Annotated in this window: 16 protein-coding genes; 7 read left to right on the top strand and 9 right to left on the bottom strand. The window is 45.0% G+C overall.

Annotated elements, in window-relative coordinates; all coding sequences use genetic code 11:
• Positions 1-48: 48 nt before the first annotated feature.
• Positions 49-1,446 (bottom strand): ribosome rescue GTPase HflX, encoded by a 1,398-nt coding sequence (gene hflX / locus J3492_RS03540; RefSeq protein ID WP_207989953.1) that lies wholly within the window; start codon positions 1,444-1,446, stop codon positions 49-51.
• Positions 1,447-1,972: 526 nt separating this feature from the next.
• On the opposite strand from hflX, the gene J3492_RS03535 reads away from it, so the two are divergent.
• Positions 1,973-2,773: a lysophospholipid acyltransferase family protein gene (locus J3492_RS03535; RefSeq protein ID WP_207989951.1), complete on the top strand. Its 801-nt coding sequence runs from the start codon at positions 1,973-1,975 to the stop codon at positions 2,771-2,773.
• Positions 2,774-3,025: 252 nt separating this feature from the next.
• Here the strand turns inward: J3492_RS03535 and J3492_RS03530 are convergent, their stop codons facing one another.
• Together J3492_RS03530 and fkpB are read right to left on the bottom strand one after the other, a co-directional pair.
• On the bottom strand, positions 3,026-4,066 hold the full coding sequence (locus J3492_RS03530) for an aldo/keto reductase (RefSeq protein WP_207989949.1): 1,041 nt from the start codon (positions 4,064-4,066) through the stop codon (positions 3,026-3,028).
• Positions 4,067-4,115: 49 nt separating this feature from the next.
• Positions 4,116-4,625 carry an FKBP-type peptidyl-prolyl cis-trans isomerase gene (gene fkpB / locus J3492_RS03525; protein ID WP_207989947.1) on the bottom strand — a complete coding sequence of 170 codons (510 nt, stop codon included), beginning with the start codon at positions 4,623-4,625 and terminating at the stop codon, positions 4,116-4,118.
• Between the two features lie 257 nt (positions 4,626-4,882).
• Here fkpB and J3492_RS03520 point away from each other — a divergent pair, with 257 nt between their 5' ends.
• The 4 genes from J3492_RS03520 (at position 4,883) to J3492_RS03505 (ending at position 8,206) form a co-directional block, all read left to right on the top strand.
• The gene (locus J3492_RS03520) at positions 4,883-5,542 is read left to right on the top strand and encodes a DUF1294 domain-containing protein (RefSeq protein ID WP_207989945.1); all 660 of its coding nucleotides are present in this window, start codon (positions 4,883-4,885) and stop codon (positions 5,540-5,542) included.
• Positions 5,543-5,649: 107 nt separating this feature from the next.
• Positions 5,650-5,943 carry a hypothetical protein gene (locus J3492_RS03515; RefSeq protein ID WP_207989943.1) on the top strand — a complete coding sequence of 98 codons (294 nt, stop codon included), beginning with the start codon at positions 5,650-5,652 and terminating at the stop codon, positions 5,941-5,943.
• A gap of 201 nt (positions 5,944-6,144) precedes the next feature.
• Positions 6,145-7,563: a dihydrolipoyl dehydrogenase gene (locus J3492_RS03510; RefSeq protein ID WP_207989941.1), complete on the top strand. Its 1,419-nt coding sequence runs from the start codon at positions 6,145-6,147 to the stop codon at positions 7,561-7,563.
• Between the two features lie 163 nt (positions 7,564-7,726).
• On the top strand, positions 7,727-8,206 hold the full coding sequence (locus tag J3492_RS03505; protein ID WP_207989938.1) for a hemerythrin domain-containing protein: 480 nt from the start codon (positions 7,727-7,729) through the stop codon (positions 8,204-8,206).
• Between the two features lie 105 nt (positions 8,207-8,311).
• Here the strand turns inward: J3492_RS03505 and J3492_RS03500 are convergent, their stop codons facing one another.
• From J3492_RS03500 to ileS, 3 genes are all read right to left on the bottom strand, one after another.
• Entirely contained in the window at positions 8,312-8,911 is a 600-nt protein-coding gene (locus J3492_RS03500) for an O-acetyl-ADP-ribose deacetylase (RefSeq protein ID WP_207989936.1), read from the bottom strand.
• Between the two features lie 139 nt (positions 8,912-9,050).
• Positions 9,051-9,695 (bottom strand): signal peptidase II, encoded by a 645-nt coding sequence (lspA, locus tag J3492_RS03495; protein ID WP_207989935.1) that lies wholly within the window; start codon positions 9,693-9,695, stop codon positions 9,051-9,053.
• A complete protein-coding gene (gene ileS / locus J3492_RS03490; protein ID WP_207989933.1) occupies positions 9,688-12,543 on the bottom strand; it encodes an isoleucine--tRNA ligase in 2,856 nt (951 codons plus the stop codon). Before ileS ends, lspA begins: the two co-directional genes overlap by 8 nt.
• 685 nt (positions 12,544-13,228) lie before the next feature.
• Between ileS and ald the strand changes: the two genes are divergently transcribed.
• Entirely contained in the window at positions 13,229-14,344 is a 1,116-nt protein-coding gene (gene ald, locus J3492_RS03485) for an alanine dehydrogenase (protein WP_207989931.1), read from the top strand.
• Between the two features lie 143 nt (positions 14,345-14,487).
• Here ald and J3492_RS03480 read toward each other — a convergent pair whose 3' ends face one another.
• Positions 14,488-15,057, bottom strand: coding sequence for a protein disulfide oxidoreductase (locus J3492_RS03480; RefSeq protein WP_207989928.1), 570 nt, complete (start codon positions 15,055-15,057; stop codon positions 14,488-14,490).
• Positions 15,058-15,220: 163 nt separating this feature from the next.
• Complete coding sequence (locus tag J3492_RS03475) at positions 15,221-16,858, bottom strand: carbon-nitrogen hydrolase family protein (protein ID WP_207989925.1); 1,638 nt, start codon at positions 16,856-16,858, stop codon at positions 15,221-15,223.
• Positions 16,859-17,341: 483 nt separating this feature from the next.
• Between J3492_RS03475 and J3492_RS03470 the strand changes: the two genes are divergently transcribed.
• Positions 17,342-17,971, top strand: coding sequence for a BLUF domain-containing protein (locus J3492_RS03470; RefSeq protein WP_207989923.1), 630 nt, complete (start codon positions 17,342-17,344; stop codon positions 17,969-17,971).
• Positions 17,972-18,087: 116 nt separating this feature from the next.
• Here J3492_RS03470 and J3492_RS03465 read toward each other — a convergent pair whose 3' ends face one another.
• Positions 18,088-19,473 (bottom strand): FAD-binding oxidoreductase, encoded by a 1,386-nt coding sequence (locus J3492_RS03465; RefSeq protein ID WP_207990139.1) that lies wholly within the window; start codon positions 19,471-19,473, stop codon positions 18,088-18,090.
• Between the last annotated feature and the right edge of the window lie 399 nt (positions 19,474-19,872).

Raw genomic sequence — 19,872 nt, 5'->3', positions numbered from 1 at the left:
ATATCAATTGATATCGCCCGTTTAGTAATAAAGACCTAAAAGACTGGCTTAAGGTGCATTGAACTCATCAAACGCACGTTCTTGCGTTTCGGTCATAGTTGGCTCATCGTCGTCGGGCTGCTCAAAGGCTTCTAGCACTGGCATCAATAAGGTCGCCTGTGCCAAAGGCAAAACATCCAAAGGATCTAAACTGGCTTGACCAAGCAGTTGTTTTAAGCGCTCGCTAGGCAGGCGAATGGTTAGGCATTCATGCCCCGTATCGTCGTAGCTTTCTTCTAAAATAACCCCCAACTCATAGAGCGTGTTTTTGAGCTGACCGGCGTCATAGGGTAGGGTCAAATCAAAAGTAGTCAGGGCACCGGTCAATAGTTGCTGCACAGCCAAAGATAGCTTTTCTATACCTAGGTTGTCTTGGGCTGAGACATAGACACGGTTAGGCTCGCCGTCACTGGCATAACCAATATGCGCAGGCTCGCCTGTTAGATCGATCTTATTGTAGACATTGAGGACAGGTACGTCGTTATCAATCTCAGCCAAGACGTCTTTAACCGCCTGTATCTGTTCGTGCATATCTTCACTAGAGGAGTCGATGACATGCAAGAGTAAATCGGCTTCCAAAGTCTCTTCAAGTGTGGCATGAAACGACTCTACTAATTCGTGCGGCAGATGACGGACAAAACCTACGGTATCGACCAGTACCACTCGGCCAACACCCTGCCAATCTAAGCGGCGCAGCGTTGGGTCCAAGGTGGCAAACAGCTGATCTGCAGCATAGATGTTTTCATCGACCAAGCGATTAAATAAGGTTGATTTACCTGAGTTGGTATAACCGACCAAAGAGATGGTCGGTACGTCTGACTTTTGGCGGCGGGCACGACCTTGCGCACGGGTTTGCTTTACCTTATCGAGACGGGTTTTGAGCTGATTAACTCGTGCCTGCAACAAACGACGGTCCGTCTCAAGCTGCGTTTCACCTGGCCCACGCAGACCGATCCCCCCTCTTTGACGCTCCAAATGCGTCCAACCACGGACTAAACGGGTCGAGAGATGGTTCAGCTGCGCCAGCTCAACTTGTAGCTTACCCTCGTAAGTCCGCGCACGTTGAGCAAAAATATCTAAAATCAAGCCGGTACGATCAAGGACTCGACATTGTACCAGCCTTTCAATGTTACGCTCTTGGGAGGGCGATAAGCTGTGATTAAACAGAACGATGTCAGCATCATGCTCACGGACCAGCTCGGCAATTTCTTCAACCTTACCACTCCCAACGAAGTATTTGGCATCCGGTTTAGAGCGTGACCCTGTGACCAATGCCAGACGATCTGCCCCTGCAGAGTCTGCCAAAAGCTCAAACTCGCTAAGATCGTCAGGATCTTGGATTTGGCGAATGTCTAAATGTACGATAATGGCACGCTCGCCACCTTCATGTCTGTCAAAATATTCCAAAAAGTATCACCTATCAATAAAATAAAAAAGTCGCTACGGGTTTGGCCTTAAGGGTCTGGTTCAGCAGAAGTTATAACGTGTTCGTAGCTTGTAGTTAGCTGTATATATGTGGCCTTAGAGAGTGATATTAAAGCGTATCAGCATAATTATCGATGGTTTTATGTTACAGAACAAAGCGATAGACACGCCTTTATAAAATCACAAGCGTCTAAATGCAGATAATCAACTTAGCATATAGTGAGTTCACTCTAAAATGATACCGCATGCCAGTAAAGCTCATACCAGTTCTGCACTGGCATATAATGTAGCTGTTTTATGTAGGAGCCACTATAGCTGAGTGATAGAGATTTGGCCTATGATCATTGAGTGAACAAATAGACACTGAGATACTATAAATTTGTTATACTAGTCCCAATTTTTGCTGTTAAAATAGCGGTTTTTAGCGCTAAATGGCAATCACATTTTCTAATTCTTTGTACCATAACTATGGCATTGTTCAGTAGTTATCTAATCATGAGGGATACAGATGAGCCAATCTAAGTCAGGCTTTTCACTTAGAAAACAGTTAGGCCGTGGTAAACAGATTGCGGGTATGAGTACCACTATTGCGGGTGGACTACGTACGGCACAGCGTATTGGTGCCTTTCGTGAGCCGCCACGTGAAAAGCTACCACGTTATATTCAAACGTTTTGTCGCAAGATGGCAGGCTCGTTTGGGGTCAAGATTGAACAAGTTGAACCTGTACCACAGCATCATGGTCTCTGGGTTTCTAATCATGTGTCATGGATGGATATTCCAGTAGTCGGCACCGTGAGCCCAGCATTTTTCTTGTCAAAGGCTGAGATAGGGGATTGGCCAGTCTTTGGTAAGCTTGCTCATGCCGCAGGCACACTATTTATACAGCGTGGGTCAGGAGATGTAGGCTCGGTGACGACCCAAATTGCCAGTTTCTTAAGTGAAGGCTTTTCGGTGGTGTTTTTCCCTGAGGCGACCACCACTGATGGCAAAAAAGTGAAGCGTATCCATGGCACGCTGCTACAATCTGCCATAGATGCTGGCGTACCTGTACAGCCGATCGTACTTTGTTATGTCAATAAAGACGGCACGCTCAGTGAAGATCTGCCTTATTATGGCAAAATGACCATGAAAGAGAGCATAAAAAAGGTACTCGATAGTAAAAGTGTGACCGCTTATGTGTTGCCTCTGGAGCCACTAGATCCAAATGGATTTAGTAAAAGTGAGATGACGAATATGCTACAACAGCGGATGCAAGAAGGTTTGGCAGAGCTGCATCGCCGTGTGTTGACCACACCACCTGAAGTTTAAAGCTTTCGATGTATCGCAAAGATAGTAACAATAAAGATAGTAACAATATAGTCGGAGTGCTTTTAAGCCGCTACGGTGTTACCCGCCCTAGATGTACTCAGTGTATTATCTGCGGTCGGTCGCCTTGTAGCGATTTTAAAATTCCTTGACTATAGATGGTCACGACAACTGAAAGACAACTGAGGAAAGGCGCAAATTGTTATGATTTGCGCCTTTTTTTATGCTTATAAATGCTTGAATGAATGACACGATCTAAGGCGATGGATTGGGCTGACGGGTATGCACCGCTTCGATAGCGTCTAATACATCAGTGCTTAAGATCAGATTGACACTATCGATATTGGACTTAAGCTGCTCAAGTGTGGTTGCTCCGATGATATTGCTGGTGACGAATGAGCGTGAATTAACAAAGGCCAGTGCCATTTGTGCCATATCAAGACCAGCGTCATCTGCAATCTTGGCATACTGAGCGGTGGCTGATTTGGCCTGCTCGTTTACATAACGCTGAAAACGATCGTACAAGGTCAAGCGTGCGCCAGCTGGGCGCTTACCTTCAAGGTACTTGCCTGACAGTACGCCAAAACCAAGCGGTGAGTAAGCGAGTAAACCGACGTTCGAACGATGGGCAATCTCCGCCATGCCAACTTCATATAGACGATTGAGTAGGCTGTATGGGTTTTGTACTGTAATCGGCGCTTTTAAGCCGTTTTTATCCGCTTCCCAAAGATAGCGCATCAATCCCCAAGCTGTATCGTTTGACAGACCATAAGCACGAATACGGCCTTTTTTAATCTCGTCATTTAAGGCTTGAATGGTCTCTAAAAATGGCGTTAAATCATCTAATGGCTGCGCTGCCATGTCTTCAGTATAGCCACGCTGACCAAAAAAATTGGCCTGACGTTCAGGCCAGTGCAGCTGATAAAGATCAATATAATCCGTCTGTAGACGCTCAAGGTTACCGTCAATAGCACGGCTGATTTGCTCAGCGTTAAAACGGGTCTGCCCATCACGCAAAAAGCTCATCGGTGACATCTTGCTGGCGAGAATGACCTTGTCACGTTGCTGCGTTTTTTTAAACCATGTGCCGATGTAACGTTCGGTGTCGCCTTGCTTGTCCTTATCTGGCGGTGACGGGTACATTTCAGCGGTATCCCAGAAGTTTACGCCCTCACTCAATGCCATATCCATCTGGGCATGCGCTTGCTCTTCAGTGTTTTGCTGTGCCCAAGTCATGGTGCCCAAACAAATTTTAGACACCTTTTCATTCAGTTGTGGCAATGTTTGATATTGCATATGAGTATCCTCTCTGATGTTGGTTTAATACTTGCAGCGTTTTTAAAAACTACATAAGTTGCACACCGGTAACACCTGGTGGCGTGACTTGAAAAATTTGCACTTTAAATAATACTGATTGACCAGCCAGCGGATGATTAAAGTCTACCTCAATCTCGTCATCAGTGATGGTACTCACGATACCCGGTAAGGTGTTTTTACCCTTGTCTTCAAACTCAATCATCATACCGATTTCTGGCTTATCAGCGGCCAGTGCAAATTGAGCATGGCTAAAATGCTGCACGTTTTCAGGGTTCCACTCACCAAAGGCTTGCTCAGGCTCAAGGTGCGCTGTACGAGTATCACCCGCACGTAGATTCATCAGCACTTGCTCAAATCCCGGCAATAAGCTCTCGTCGCCAATGGTAAGGGTAACTGGGGTGTCACGGCTAAAGGTTGAGTCAATGACGGTGCCGTTTTCTAATGACACTTCAAAATGCAGCTTAACCAGACTGCCATAAGCGATGCGTGTGTCTTCATTAGGGTTGATAAATTGGGGTGCGTTTTTAGATTGGGTCATAATTTATAGCCATTTTTAATAAAAAAAGAGGTCTTGTTCAATTGATACACTGTCAGAAATAATAAGCCAAATGCGCAACGATGTAAGCGTCAATAGTGTAACGCAAACAGGGTAAGATATCAGCCGTATAGTCGGAGTACTTTTAAACCGCTACAGTGTTGCTCGCCCTAGATGTACTCAGTGTACTATCTGCGGTCGGTCGCCTTGTAGCGATTTGAAAACTCCTTGACTATATCTAAAGAGGAACCAGAAGCGAAATGACAAACAGACAACAAGGCCAAATTAAAAAATGGCAAGACAATAAAGGCTTTGGTTTCATCGAAACTGAAGCTGGCGAGTCAGTATTCTTTCATGTTAGTGAATTCAAAGCTCAGCGCCGCCCTGAGGTAGGCGAGCAAGTGGTGTTTACTATCGGACAAGACGGTCAAGGGCGTATGCAGGCCAAACAAGTACAAGAGCTGGCCTTTGTACAGCAAAAAATGGCACAAAAAAACCAGCAAATCCGTCAGCGTAATCAAAAGCGCAGTGCGCAAGCGGACTTTGAAGCAGGACAGAGAAAGCGTTTGTTTATGGGCGTGGGTTTTTATGGCGTCTTAATCTTATTAGCGGCGACAGATAAATTGAGCTGGCTGGTGATAGGCTGGTATATCGCATTGGGAGTCATCACCTATGCGATCTATGCCAAAGACAAAGCCGCCGCACAGAGCAATGGTTGGCGTACACCTGAATCAACGCTGCATTTGCTCAGTGCGCTTGGTGGTTGGGTTGGCGCAATGGTGGCGCAGACTTATCTACGACATAAGTCAAAAAAGCCTGAGTTTCGCATGGCGTATTATTTAACGGTAATTATGAATATGGCGGGATTACTGTTCGTGTTGATGGGTGCGGATTTGAAGTTTTTGGCAGAATTGTTGTAGATTTAAGAAGTCGAGGGTCTTTCATATTCTGTGTAACTGCCGTTGCAGTTAAATACCTATCAATACGGTCAGCACTGTATATCTACAGGTTTTTTGAGTTTGAATATATGTTAACAATTATTGTGGGTCATCTGTTAGGGGCTGTTGTCCCTCTATTTATTTTTAAAAATATAAAGATAACACCATCTGATTTTGGTGGAGAGGCAATAGTATATTTAGCATTAATTGTGCTACTACTGTTTGTTGAATATCAGCTAGTCAGAAGCATTAAGTATGGAAGGGTTTATTTTCGTGGTCATATTGATGAGTCTGAAGGTTTGAGCTTCAAGAGCTGTCAGTTTGCCTACGCAGTGCAGGGTGGGTTTTTTATCGCCATTTTACTGCAAGGTTTATTTTCATAAAGATAAAAGTAATCTCCAAATTGACTGTCACTATTTAAGAGAGTGCGTGAGACGCTAGTATAATTTGTTCTGTATATAATATATATTACAATATTATGTTTATAGGCATGATATCTTTAGTGATGTGTTTATAAATATAAATAATGCTGACGATACTTTTATAGGCATTTAAAGCTGTGAATAAAGTGACAGGAGATGAATATGGCCAAGTTAATCAATGTGGATGTGGCGATTATCGGTGCTGGTACAGGCGGAATGTATGCGTTACGAGAAGTACGCCGTGCCAAAAAAAGCTTTGTGCTTATTGATGCAGGTCCGCTTGGGACAACCTGTGCACGAGTGGGCTGTATGCCCTCAAAAGTGGCGCTGCACATCGCTGAGTTTTGGCACTCGCAAAAAGAGTTTGCCCGTTACGGGATAAGTGGTGCCGAGCATTTACGTTTAGATGGTGCGGCCGCTTGGCAAGCGCTACGTGAGCAGCGTGACCAATTTGCCAATAGTGCAGCTGGAAGTGCCAAAAAAGGCGCTGGTGAGCATCTGATGATGGGACGAGCACGATTTTTAGAGCCAACTTTATTAGCAGTTGAGCAAGCATCAGGCACGCAGCACGTCAGAGCTAAGGCAGTGATTATTGCCAATGGCTCGCGTCCTGTGATGCCAGCATTTTTAGAGCCATTTAGCGAACACTGTATCACCACTGATGAGTTTTTTGAGATGCAAGACTTGCCCAAGTCCATCGGTATCTTAGGTTTGGGTGCGATTGGACTGGAGATGGGTTTGGCGCTGGCTCGTTTGGGTGTCGAAGTACATGGTGCGGATATGGCGCATACCGTCGCTGGCATTAGTGACCCTAAGGTGAGCGAGGTTGCCTTGGCTGAGTTTGCCAAAGAGATACACTTGTATTTGGGTGCTCCAGCGGCGTTGGCTAGCGCTGAGCAAGGTGTCTTGCTTAAAGCAGGGGATAAGCAGGTTCAGGTAGACAAAGTGCTGGTGGCCTTAGGTCGTCGACCCAATACTGATCAGCTGAATTTAGCTGAAGCTGGGTTTGAGCTTGATGAGCGTGGACAGCCGCTGTTTGATGTCCATACTCTACAAGTAGGTTCGCATCCTGTGTTTATCGTGGGAGACGTCAATGGCTATCGCCCTCTCATGCATGAGGCTGCGGCAGAAGGCGCTATGGCTGGTTATAATGCGGTACAGTCTGCGCCAGTGTCTTTTAGACGTAAGACAGCGCTTGCAATAGCCTTTACCAATCCAGATGTGATTAGCGTTGGTAAGCGCTTTGATGAGCTGGATGAGAATAAAGTGTTGATTGGAACCGCCTCAAGTCAAGCCAATGGTCGCAGTCGGGTGCTGACGGATCGAGAAGGCGTATTACGAATTTATGCTGATAAAGTCAGTGGTACTGTGTTGGGTGCCAGTATGGTAGGTGTACGAGCTGAACATGTGGCACAATTGTTGGCGTTAGCCATTGAGCGTGGAGATACGGCACATGATTTATTACAGATACCTTTTTATCATCCTGTGGTGGAGGAGATGATACCAAGTGCTCTACAAGATATTGCACGGCACATCCCAGATTCAGCAGGACTGCCGTTTGGTTTAGCAGTGGTTGAATAATCAATCTGGAATCTGTACTGCGTGTATCCTCTTAACGAAATCTAGCCCATTGCTCACTGAAAGTTGACAATGGGCTTTTTTAATATTGTTATGATGTTGGGGTGTTTGAAAAAATATTTAGAAAATTAAAAATCAAGCTCTTAATAAATAAAGGAAATAAATAATGAGTAATGATACTGATGTTGACTTAAAAAAAGATATTTTTGCAGCCTTAATTGAAAAGCACGAAGTACAACGTGCGCTATGCGATAAGCTCGAAAAAGCAGAAGGTGACGCCCAGCGTAAAGCTGTGTATGAAGACCTTAAGCTAGAGCTACAGGCGCATGCCGCTGCTGAAGAGCGTCATCTCTATGTACCCGTCATGCAGCATGATGAAGGTCTGGATTTATCACGTCACGCCATCACTGAGCATCATGAAATGGATGAAATGATGGAGACTTTAGATGATGGCCGTATTGGACAAGAAAAGTGGGATAAGACCTGTGCCGATCTGATTCATAAGGTGCGCCATCATTTAAAAGAAGAAGAAAATGAGTTCTTTAAACAAGCCAGACAGATTTTGGATACGGATCTACAGCAACGTCTGGGTGCTTTGTACCAAGTGGAGCATGCTGAGTTTGAGCAAACCCATGCAGATGATTAATTGTTAAGATACTTTGCGTTTTCGATGAATCGCAAAGTTAGCGCATAAAAATAGCCACTATAAAAAGTGGCTATTTTTTTGGTAGTCAGTGTCATAAAGGCTGCTTCAGTGTAATTCTAGTAGTTGTTTATAAACAGCGGCATCGGTCGCTGAAAAACAGCAAAATATTATTTCACGGATTGAAAAGTTAGTCGCATTCTCTAAGCAGCTCTGTACATAAGCCTCAACCGTATCAATCGCAACCTCAGTTGCTTGCTCTAGTGGATAGCCATAGACGCCAGTGCTAATCGCCGGAAAGGCAATGCTTGACACATCATTTTCAACCGCTAAATCAAGTGAATTCCGATAGCAGCTCGCCAGTAGCGCTGCTTCATTATCATTGCCCCCATGCCAAACAGGGCCTAAGGTATGAATCACATACTGAGAGGGCAGATTAAACGCTGGACTGATTTTAGCTTCTCCTGTTGCGCAGCCGTTCAAGTTGCGACAATACTCAAGCAGCTCAGGACCCGCCGCCCGATGAATCGCACCATCGACACCGCCACCACCAAGCAAGCTTGAATTGGCGGCGTTCACAATTGCGTCAACGTTTAACGTGGTGATATCCGCCTGTAATACTGACAAAGTCACGCTATTTTCGCTTCCAGCATCATTAGCTGTGGAAAGGTGCTTTTGCAAGATAGGTTTTGTTTGAGTATTTGACATAGAAAAATCCTTTTATTTGTTCAATACGATTACTTTATAACTTATTCTAAATTGTTTTCCATCATTTGCTGGTATCTACGACAGAAAAAAACCCCACTATAGAAAACTATAACGGGGTTTCTATTTACATTAACTAGTGCTAAATAGTGCGCTTTTTTTCCAAAAACAGCATATCAATCACGATCATTGCCACACCGATACTGATGCCCATATCAGCAATATTAAAGATCGGATAGTGCCAGACATCAGCATTATGCACATGAATAAAATCAATGACGTGACCGTGCAGCAAACGATCGATCAGATTGCCAATCGCACCGCCAAGCACCAATGCTAGACCTGTTGATAGCAGCTTGGCTTGACGTGGGGCCTTAACTAAATATCCAATCAAAAACAGCGACATCAGTAGAGCAAGACCTGCAAAAAACCACTTTTGCCACCCGCCTGCATCAGCTAAAAAACTAAAGGCGGCGCCATAGTTATAAGCCAAGGTCCAATTTAAAAAAGGCTCAATCACAGGCACAGGCTCATGAAAAGTAAGCTTGGTCTCGGCCAGCCACTTTGTCCATTGATCGACGACAAGCACTGCAAGTGATAGCAAATACCACATAAAAGCGCGACTGCCATTGGCAACTGACTTTGGCGTTTTCATCAGTCGACCTCTAGGCGTGAGCGAGCTGCCAGTGGTGACATGTGCAGGCTTAGGGCTGCTGTCTACACCATCCACACTAGCAACGGTCTGCTCCTGCTTAGAGGAGTCAGGTGGGTTAGGCGCATTACGCATAGTGTCGCACCTCACCGGCGCCGCTGACGTTGGTCACACAGCGCTCGCACAGCTCTGGGTGTGCAGGATCAACCCCGATATCATCACGGATATGCCAACAGCGTACACATTTGCTACCTGTAGCGGCGCTGATGGTGACTTTTAGGTCGGCCAAGCTCTCTGAATCTGAGGCATCTGCTGCTTGGTTATTGGCATCAGCAGGCGCAGCACTCATTGGTGCAAGCGTGGCCTTACTGGTGATCAGTACAAAGCGCAGTTCCTCACCGAGTTTAACAAGGCTGTCATACATCGCACCATCAGCATAGATAGCCGCATCAGCAGATAAGTTGGCGTTGATGATTTTGTCACCCCGAGCGGTTTCGATATGCTTATTGACGATGTCTTTGGCTTGCATGATGTGCTGCCAGTCATCAGTGTTGATAACGCTAAGCTCAAACGCTGGGAACTCATACCATTCTTTGGTAAATACATAGCCGGTATCGCTGTTATTCTTACCTTGCAACACTTCCCACGCCTCTTGAGCGGTAAATGACAATATCGGTGCAATCCAGCGAATGAGTGCATGAGCGATATGATAAATCGCTGTTTGTGCAGAGCGGCGTGGCTGACCATCAGCTTGAGTAGTGTATTGACGATCTTTGATGATATCTAAATAGAAGCTGCCCAAGTCTTGCGAGCAAAATGCAGTGATGTGCTGAGTGACTTGGTGAAAGTCCATCGCATCATAAGCGGTAATGATTTGCGCTTGTACCGTTTGGGCACGCTCAATGATAAACTTATCAAGGCTGACCAAGTCGTCCATCGCCACATTGTTGCTGGCAGGGTCGAAGTCGTCAGTATTGGCGAGCAAGAAGCGTAAGGTATTACGGATACGGCGATACATATCGATGGCGCCTTTAAAGGCTGATTTGCCAGCGTTCATCTCATAGCGATAGTCGCTTGAGGCAATCCATAGGCGCAGCATATCGGCACCTGTTTTATTGATTTCGTCTTGTGGGGTGATGATATTGCCCAGTGATTTACTCATCTTGCGGCCATTTTCATCGACCACAAAGCCATGGGTCAGTACTTGCTTAAATGGTGGACGCTCATACATCGCTTCTGAAGTTAATAGCGAGGTTTGGAACCAACCACGATGCTGATCTGAGCCTTCTAGGTACATGTCAGCCGGATTGGTCAGCTCATCACGTTGCTCAAGCACAGCAAAATGGGTCGTGCCTGAGTCAAACCAAACATCTAGCGTATCAGTGGCTTTGTCATAATCAGCAGCTTCGCTACCTAGATAGTCCTCACAGCTGGCATCAAACCAAGCTTCAACCCCGCCCTCAGCGATTTTTTGTGCGGCAGTTTCCATCAGCTCAAGCGTATTTGGATGCAGCTCACCCGTTTCTTTATGAATAAAGAAAGGAATGGGCACGCCCCAAGTACGCTGACGTGAAATACACCAGTCAGGACGACCATTCATCATCGCCTCGATACGGTTTTGACCCCATGATGGCGTCCATGTCACGGAAGGGATATCAGCCAGGGCACGCGCGCGTAAGCCTTTAGCCTCCATGCTGATAAACCACTGTGGTGTCGCTCGAAAGATAATCGGCGACTTATGACGCCAGCAATGCGGGTAGCTGTGCTCAATCTTGGTATGGCTGACAAGATGGCCACTTTCTTGCAGGGTGGCAATGATTTTTGGATTGGCTTTATAAATATGCTCACCAGCAAACACAGCGGCACTGTCTAAATAAACCCCATTGCCGCCTACTGGGTTTTCGACAGGTAAGTCGTATTTTAACGCCACAATGTAATCATCAAGACCATGACCAGGGGCGGTATGAACGAGGCCCGTACCACTATCTGTGGTCACATGGTCGCCTAAGATAAGTGGGACTTGACGATCGCTAATCAGTGGATGCTGCGCACGCAGACCTTCAAGCTCACGTCCTGATACCGTTGCCAATATACCGTTATTGTCCAGCTTTAGCTCAGTTAAAGCGCTCTCAACGAGATCAGTGGCGAATAGCAAATTGCCCCTTGGTGTCGCAACCACGCTGTAGTCGTGCTTAGGATGTACAGAGATGGCTTGGTTGGCAGGCAAGGTCCACGGCGTCGTCGTCCATATCACAGCGCTGACTGTGCCTTCGATATCAGCCAATGCGGTGACTTTGTCCATATCCAAGACGTCAAAGCTGACATAAATAGCGTCTGAGACCTTGTCTTTATATTCCACTTCTGCTTCAGCCAGTGCTGAGGTACAGTCCAAGCACCAGTTGACTGGCTTCATGCCACGAGTGACGTGACCATTGTCATAGATTTTTGCTAGAGCACGGACGATATTGGCTTCTTGTGCAAAGTTCATAGTGAGATAGGGGTTGTCCCAATCACCGAAGATGCCTAAGCGCTTAAAGTCGGCCTTTTGCAGCTCAATTTGCGTATTGGCATATTCACGGCATAGACCACGAAACTCAGTTGCCGAGACTTTTTGCCCGACTTTCCCAACTTTGGCTTCTACCTTTTGCTCGATAGGCAGCCCATGACAGTCCCAACCCGGCACATATGGCGCGTCAAATCCTGATAGGGTCTTGGACTTCACAATGATGTCTTTAATGACTTTGTTTACGGCATGGCCTAAGTGAATCTGTCCATTGGCGTATGGAGGGCCATCATGCAAAATATATTTGGGTGCACCCTCACGCGCTTGACGAATCTTGCCATAGATCTCATCCGCCTCCCATGCAGCGAGCCAATCTGGCTCACGTTTAGCCAAGTTCGCACGCATTGGAAATACGGTATCGGCAAGGTTTAAGGTATCTTTGTAGTCTTGGCTAGGAGTGTCTGTCGCTTTATCAGTCATAGAAGGTTTCTTATTTAATGATTAAGTTGAATGCTTAAGAAAATGGTAGGCGATGATAGCTGTGTTGGTCGTTTAATAGTACTGATTCAATAACTGCTTAATGGTCACTGAAGCACTATGTTTATCGTAAGAACTATATGTATAGCAAGTTGTCACAAGACGAATGCAATAATATAGAAAATGTCTATAAAAATGAGTAACTAAAAGATGTGTTTAGAACGTCAGCCATTATATGACAAAACGAGTAGGGTAAAAAGGGCTAGACAGTTTGCTGTTAATTCTCGTAACCTTTTCTCGTAATATTATAATGACCTTAGGGCGTGTCTTTATTTTAAAAATGGTCATAAAAATGAGATAAATTGCTGTCAGACAAGGAAAATAACGCAGATAATATCGGGATATTAACCAGTTATTTGACGCAGTATGACAAAATTTAGCCATTTTTAGCCCATTTAGATATCATCATTTGAATTGAAGACACGCCCTAGTGCCTGTGATACTGTAAAAGGATTAGGGCGTGTATAAAATTGGCTATTAGTTTACTATAAATCATCGATGATAAAGCATTACTCTTATTTATCTTGTTAATAACCGATAGCAACCACTAATAATACTGACCATTAGTGGACACCAGTATGTACATACAAATGAATATCAATAACTAAAATGAAATAAAGGGGCAGTTATGAAAATAGGTATTCCAAGGGAAACAAAAAACAATGAAAATCGGGTCGGTTTGACCCCAAATGGCGTTAATGTATTGGTCGACGAAGGACATGAGGTGCTGGTCGAAACACAGGCCGGTATTGGCTCACAGTTCACCGATAAAGACTATAAAGACGCAGGCGCAACCCTTGTCAATAACGCCGCCGAAGCATGGGATGCAGAGCTGGTAATCAAGGTCAAAGAGCCACAAGAAGATGAATACCAATATCTCACTGAAGGGTTGGTGCTATTTACTTATCTGCATCTGGCCAATGAGCCAGAGCTGGCCAAAGTATTGATTGACCATAAAGTAACCGCTATCGGTTATGAGACCGTACAGCTTGACGACGGCTCACTGCCACTGCTGACACCGATGAGTGAGATTGCAGGACGTATGAGCACACAGATCGGGGCGCAGTTCTTACAGTCGTTTTATGGTGGCAAAGGCATATTGCTCGGCGGCGTACCAGGGGTACAAAAAGGCCGAGTGACTATCATTGGTGGCGGTGTATCAGGTACTGAGGCGGCCAAGATTGCGATAGGGCTGCGAGCGGATGTGACGATTTTGGATCTGGATCCTAAACGTCTAAAGACGCTATCTGAGATGTTTGGCAATAATGTACAAACACTGGTATCCAATAAAGTCAATATTGCCAAAAGTGTAAAAAATAGCGATTTGATTATCGGTGCGGTATTGATTCCAGGTGCTGCCACACCAAAGCTCGTCACCGAGGAGATGATCAAAGATATGGATGATGGCGGCGTGATTATCGATATTGCCATTGATCAAGGCGGTGTTTTTGAGACGACAGACCGCATTACCACGCATGATAAGCCAACCTATACCAAGCATGGCATCGTGCACTATGCTGTGGCCAACATACCTGGTGCCGTACCACGCACCTCTACGATGGCCTTGTCTAATGTGACTTTGCCTTATATAAAAGCACTGGCCAAAAAAGGCGCCCAGCAGGCGTGCGCTGATGATGCGGCACTGGCCAAAGGCATCAATACCATGCAAGGCCACATGACTTATGAAGCGGTGGCTGAGGCGCTGGATTATGAGTATAAGGCGGTGGATTCACTGATAGGTTAAGGCTGTCTCAACAGATCATAAAGTTATGTTAAAAAACCAGTGACTGAGTTTTTATAGCTGCAAAGACCAAAGCTCGTACCCTACCTGTGGTGACGAATCAACGAGTGGGATACGAGTTTCTTTTAATCTCTGCAGGTATTAAGTTACCAGATTGAGCTGAGCCACAATCTGAGCTTCAATGACCACAGCGGCTGAACACCGGTCAGTCCTTGGGTCATCTCGCCATCTTTTAATACCACATACGATGGCGTGACTTGTCCTTGCCAATCGGCGAATATTTGACCGTCTTGATCATTGACAGTGGTAAAACGGAAGTCGTTTTCTTTAAGGTAGCTGTCGAGCTGCTGATCAGAGCCTGATTTAATCGCAATAGTGACTACCGGATAATTATCTGCAGCCGCTAGTTTGTCGATGGTCGGCGAGGTTATGCTACATATCGGACACCACGTACCCCAAAAATACACCAGCGTTGGTTGTTCAGCACTCATGCTGGCCAAGTCAATGGTCTGGCCTTGATAGTCAGTCAATTGCAGCTGCGGATCAGCTGGCATAACAGGCTGTCGCCACCAATTAATCACACTATAAATGACCAAAAACACCAAACCATATAACAATACAGTCTTTAGTAATGAAAAGGCTTTTTGTTTGGGTGTTTTTTTTACAGAGTTTTTGGTCTTAAGGTCTTCTTTACTGGTGTTGGCATCCATCGTCATAGCATTTACTTTGATTTTAATAAAGGGGTTGGGTGGCTAAAAACAAACGGCTGAAGCGCTCAGCCGTTTATACAGTCAGCATAACATTGGATTGATGATAGACTCTATCGCTAGTGCAGTGATTAAGTATCCTGTCTTGGTTCGATAGATGCGAGCGATAGCATTAGGATTTTTCTGCTCGGTTTTGTAGCGGTTGACCTTCTAGTACGCTGCCAGTATTTTCACGGCGCTCCTTATCACTGAGCTGGCTGGCTGAGACTTTGGATTTTTGCTTCCACTTCAAGCTAAACAAATCATCACGACGGTCCATCAGATTGTGTACCGAGCCTTCGTTGCGCACATGAATGAGCTTATCTAAGTTAACATCAGAGAAGAAAACCATCTCAGTGTTCGCTGTCGTCTCCGCCATAATCGCATCATGGGGAAAAGCAAAATCAGAGGGCGAGAAGATAGACGACTGGGCGTACTGAATGTCTAGGCTTTCAACTTGCGGTAAGTTACCCACCGAGCCACAAATCATCACATAGCATTCGTTTTCGATAGCGCGTGCTTGGGCACAATGACGCACACGCAGATAGCCGTTTTGAGTGTCTGTCCAAAAAGGCACAAACAAAATGTCCATATCATCGAGCGCCATCAGACGTGCCAGCTCTGGAAACTCGACGTCGTAGCAGATTAAGATACCAATACGGCCTGCGTCAGTGTCAAACACCTTTACTTCATTGCCACCTTCAATCACCCAAGCACTACGCTCATGGGGAGTGATATGGATCTTGCGCTGCTCTTCGACCGTCCCGTCACGGCGACATAAGTAGCTGATATTATATAAGGTATCGTCTTCATCTAAAATCGGCATCGAGCCTGTGATGACGTTGACATTATAGCTGACGGCTAGATGTGAGATTTCATTTTTGAACCATTCGGTATAGCCTGCCAAAAAGCGAATGGCGATGTTTTGATCAGTAGACTCGCACAGCCCCATCAGTGGCGCATTAAAAAACTCTGGCAAGCAAGCAAAGTCGGAGTTGTAATCCGCCATAATATCGACGAAAAACTCGACTTGTTGCAGCAGCTCTTCTGGGGACTCTACTTCACGCATTTGCCACTGAATACCACCAATCCGCACTTCTGATTTACGAGTGTTGGGCTTGTAATCTTTTGGCTCATAGTAAATATTTGCCCACTCAAGTAAGGTAGCAAAGCCCTTAGATTGAGCGTCATCTGGTAGATAAGCGGTCAAAATTCGCTTGACGATAAAACCGTTTGACAGTTGAAACGATAGGGCTGGATCATGGATTTCACGTGACTCTACGGCATCGATATAGTCGCCTGGCGTGAGGTCTTGATGATTATGATAATTGGGAATACGGCCCCCAGCTAAGATAGCGCGTAAGTTCAGCTGTCGACACAGCTCTTTGCGAGCATCGTATAGACGGCGTCCCAAACGATAGCCCCGATAGTCAGGGTCAATCAGGGCATCAAGACCATAAATGGCATCGCCCTCTGGGTTGTCTTTGATAATCTCCTTTTGACCAATGAGATCATCATAGGTATGAGGGTTAGAAAACTTAGCATAATCGACACGCATAGAGAGTACGATACCGATCAGCTTGTTATGATCAAATAAAGCAATTTGCCCTTCAGGAAAAGCGTCAATCAGGGTGTGGATGGTGGTTTTTGACCATGCACCGCCAAGGGTGGGGTATACCCGATCCATCAAGGCTTTTAGTTGCGGATAGTCTTTTTTCTTAATCTCGGCAATCGTTAAATGAAAGTCGTCTATTTTTTCTATCTTGCTCATAATGTTCCTAGTTTAAGTGGTTTTTTGATGTTGGTTTAAAGGGAAGTCATAGCTATAAAATGTCAAAAATTAAGGATTTAAAGCAGCACATCTTACAAAAGTTTGTTAGTATTGTTATATAATAGTGACTACTGTATGCTTGTCTTTATCATGATAAAAAAGCCAGTAGGTCGCTCAGTTATTGAATAATAGATGAGTGAGTATATCGGCTATCATTCTTTTGATGAGTATTTTAGCCGTCAATATACCAAACATTCGCTTAATCTATAAGACGACTATTGGCTAATAAGGTGGGTGCGGCTCGCTATTTTAACAAGCTATAGAGGTAATGACAGTCTAAGGCAGTAAAAACTTACTGTGTTTTTGTCATTGTAGCCAGCAGTTTGGGTTGGTGTCGCTTGAGTTACTGCCACGTCTATAGTGCTTTACGTCAGTTTTTTACTTTTGCCAACAACAATGGTGGCGGTTCAGGGTTGTTTTATCATGTCACTTCAGCACACAGATAAGGGTCACGCTATAGAGCAACTTGCGGACACAGCGCTGATTCAAATGGTGTATGTCAGTAGCTTGAGTCTAAAGGGACGTCTGAGTTCGTCGATATTTGTTGATTTAGGCAAACATGCTCGAGCCTACAATACTGCAAATGGTATCACAGGTATTTTATGTTATGGCAATGGGCACTTTTTACAATGTATCGAGGGTGAAAAAGCAAAAGTAGAAGCGCTACAGCAGCGTATATTTACTGATTCCCGTCATAAGAATATCAAGATACTGTTACTGCAAGCGATACATCAGCGTAGTTTTATGGATTGGCGTATGCGGTCATTATTTTTGGAGCGTTGGTTGTGGTCGCCAGAGACCAAGCAGCAAGCATCACAACTGGCTGTTTTTTTGCCATTTAGGCCTTATGCTTGGGAGCCTGAACGTACGGAGTATTTTTTACAAGTGATTAAAAACTTTGATAATTCGCCTCATGTGAAGGCCACTCGTATTACTTATAGTGCTATGGCAAATAAGTTTCGTCATATTATCGCTCCGCACCAAGCTTTTTTGGTTATTCAAGGGTTTTTGGCGATACTGCTTGTCATGGCTTTATTATGGTTATATTTTTAATGTCAGGGGTGATAACGGGGCTACACTGCGGCCGCTATATAGAAAAGACGCTAAACCATTCGGCTTAGCGTCTTTTTTATTTAAATTTGAAAGGAGAGTTGATAAGCAATCAAACATCACATATCAAAAATCTTACCACGGTTCATAATGTTATTTGGATCAAAAACGTGCTTAATCTGTTTGAGATAATCCATTTCAGTTTGACTGCGGCTATAGTGTAAGTAAGGCTTTTTCGTCATACCGACACCGTGCTCAGCTGACACTGAGCCGTTATATTTTTCAACTGTTTCAAATACGTATTTATTGACCACTTGACACTCTGCAAAAAAATCATCTTTACTCATATTCTCAGGCTTTAGAATATTTAAGTGCAGATTGCCATCGCCGATATGACCAAACCAGCAGACCTCAAAGTCAGGGTAGTTGCTGGCAACGATATGATCAATCTCAGCGATAAACTCAGGCACATGGCTGATGAGTACCGACACGTCGTTTTTGTAAGGCGTGAAGACAGAGATGGTCTCAGAGATATATTCACGTAGCTTCCACAGCTCTTCTGCTTGCGCTAAGCTTTGGCTCATAACGCCATCGACGACCCAGCCTTGCTCCATACAGTGCTCAAATATCCCCATGGCCTTGTCCATGATAGGCTCGTATGGCGCTTCAAACTCTAATAAGGTATAAAACTTGGTGCGTGATTCAAACGGCTCTTGTACTTGCCCATGCGCCATGAGCTTATCCACCGCTACTGCGTCAAAAAACTCAAAGGCGGTCAAGTCAATTTTGGCCTGAAAGGCTGAGAGTACATTCATGACGTCATTAAAGCTGTCCATCCCTAGCACCATCACGTTTAGATCTTGCGGCTGACGCTCAAGCTTGATTTGGGCGTGGGTAACGAAGCCAAGAGTGCCCTCACTACCGATAAACAGTTGACGCAAATCATAGCCAGTAGCGTTTTTGATCATGCCACGATTCAGATGCAAGATATCCCCTTTACCAGTCACCACGGTCAGGCCCATGATCCATTGGCGGGTCATGCCATAGCGAATGACTTTGATGCCGCCAGCATTGGTACCGATGTTACCACCGATTTGGCTAGAGCCTGCCGAGGCAAAGTCGACAGGGTAGTAGAGGTCTTTTGATTCAGCGAATTGCTGTAGTTGCTCAGTGACCACGCCGGCCTCAATCTCCACCATACGATCTGCTGGATAAAACTGCCCAATCTGGTTCATCTTATCGAAACTGACGACGATCTCGCCATCTGCAGCGACTGCACCAGCTGATAAGCCAGTACGACCACCACTGGGGGTTAAGACAACATGATGCTCATTGGCAAGGAGTACGATGGCCTGTACTTGTTCGGTGGTTTTTGGAAAAACGATAGCAGAAGGTGCCGGGGCGAAGTGTTTGGTCCAGTCCTTACCCCAGTGCAAGAGGCTTTCGTTATCGGTTTTGATTTGGCTGGGCTCAAACTGATGTGTGTCTATAAGGGTACTTAACATCGTCGTCACAGCATCATTGTCAGGGTTGGTCGTCGTGGGCTGCGGTGCATATGGTGTCATGATTAAATCTCTATATAAACGTAATATATGGTCAGTTCAAAATAAAAAGCTAAGCGTCTCTTAATGTGCTACTGGTATAAAACCTCTTTGGGTACCAATCGGGTACTAGGTTACGACCAGCACTCAAACGGCGCTAAGCAGCATAAGGGTTACTATAAACTAAAGTTTAACATATAAGTATAGCGCAAGAATCAGCAGTGTGGATATTTGAGTAACCAAACAGACCCTTAGTAAATTTCAGGCATCATAACCAATAATTCATCGAATCCCCCTAACATCGTGGCGAAATTTTGTGTAAGATAACCGGACTGTTTTCATTTCGACTATCGTAGATTTTTT

The sequence above is a fragment of the Psychrobacter coccoides genome, from assembly GCF_017498085.1.
Taxonomy (GTDB): Bacteria; Pseudomonadota; Gammaproteobacteria; order Pseudomonadales; family Moraxellaceae; genus Psychrobacter; species Psychrobacter coccoides.
This window is presented reverse-complemented; position numbering and strand designations above follow the sequence as displayed.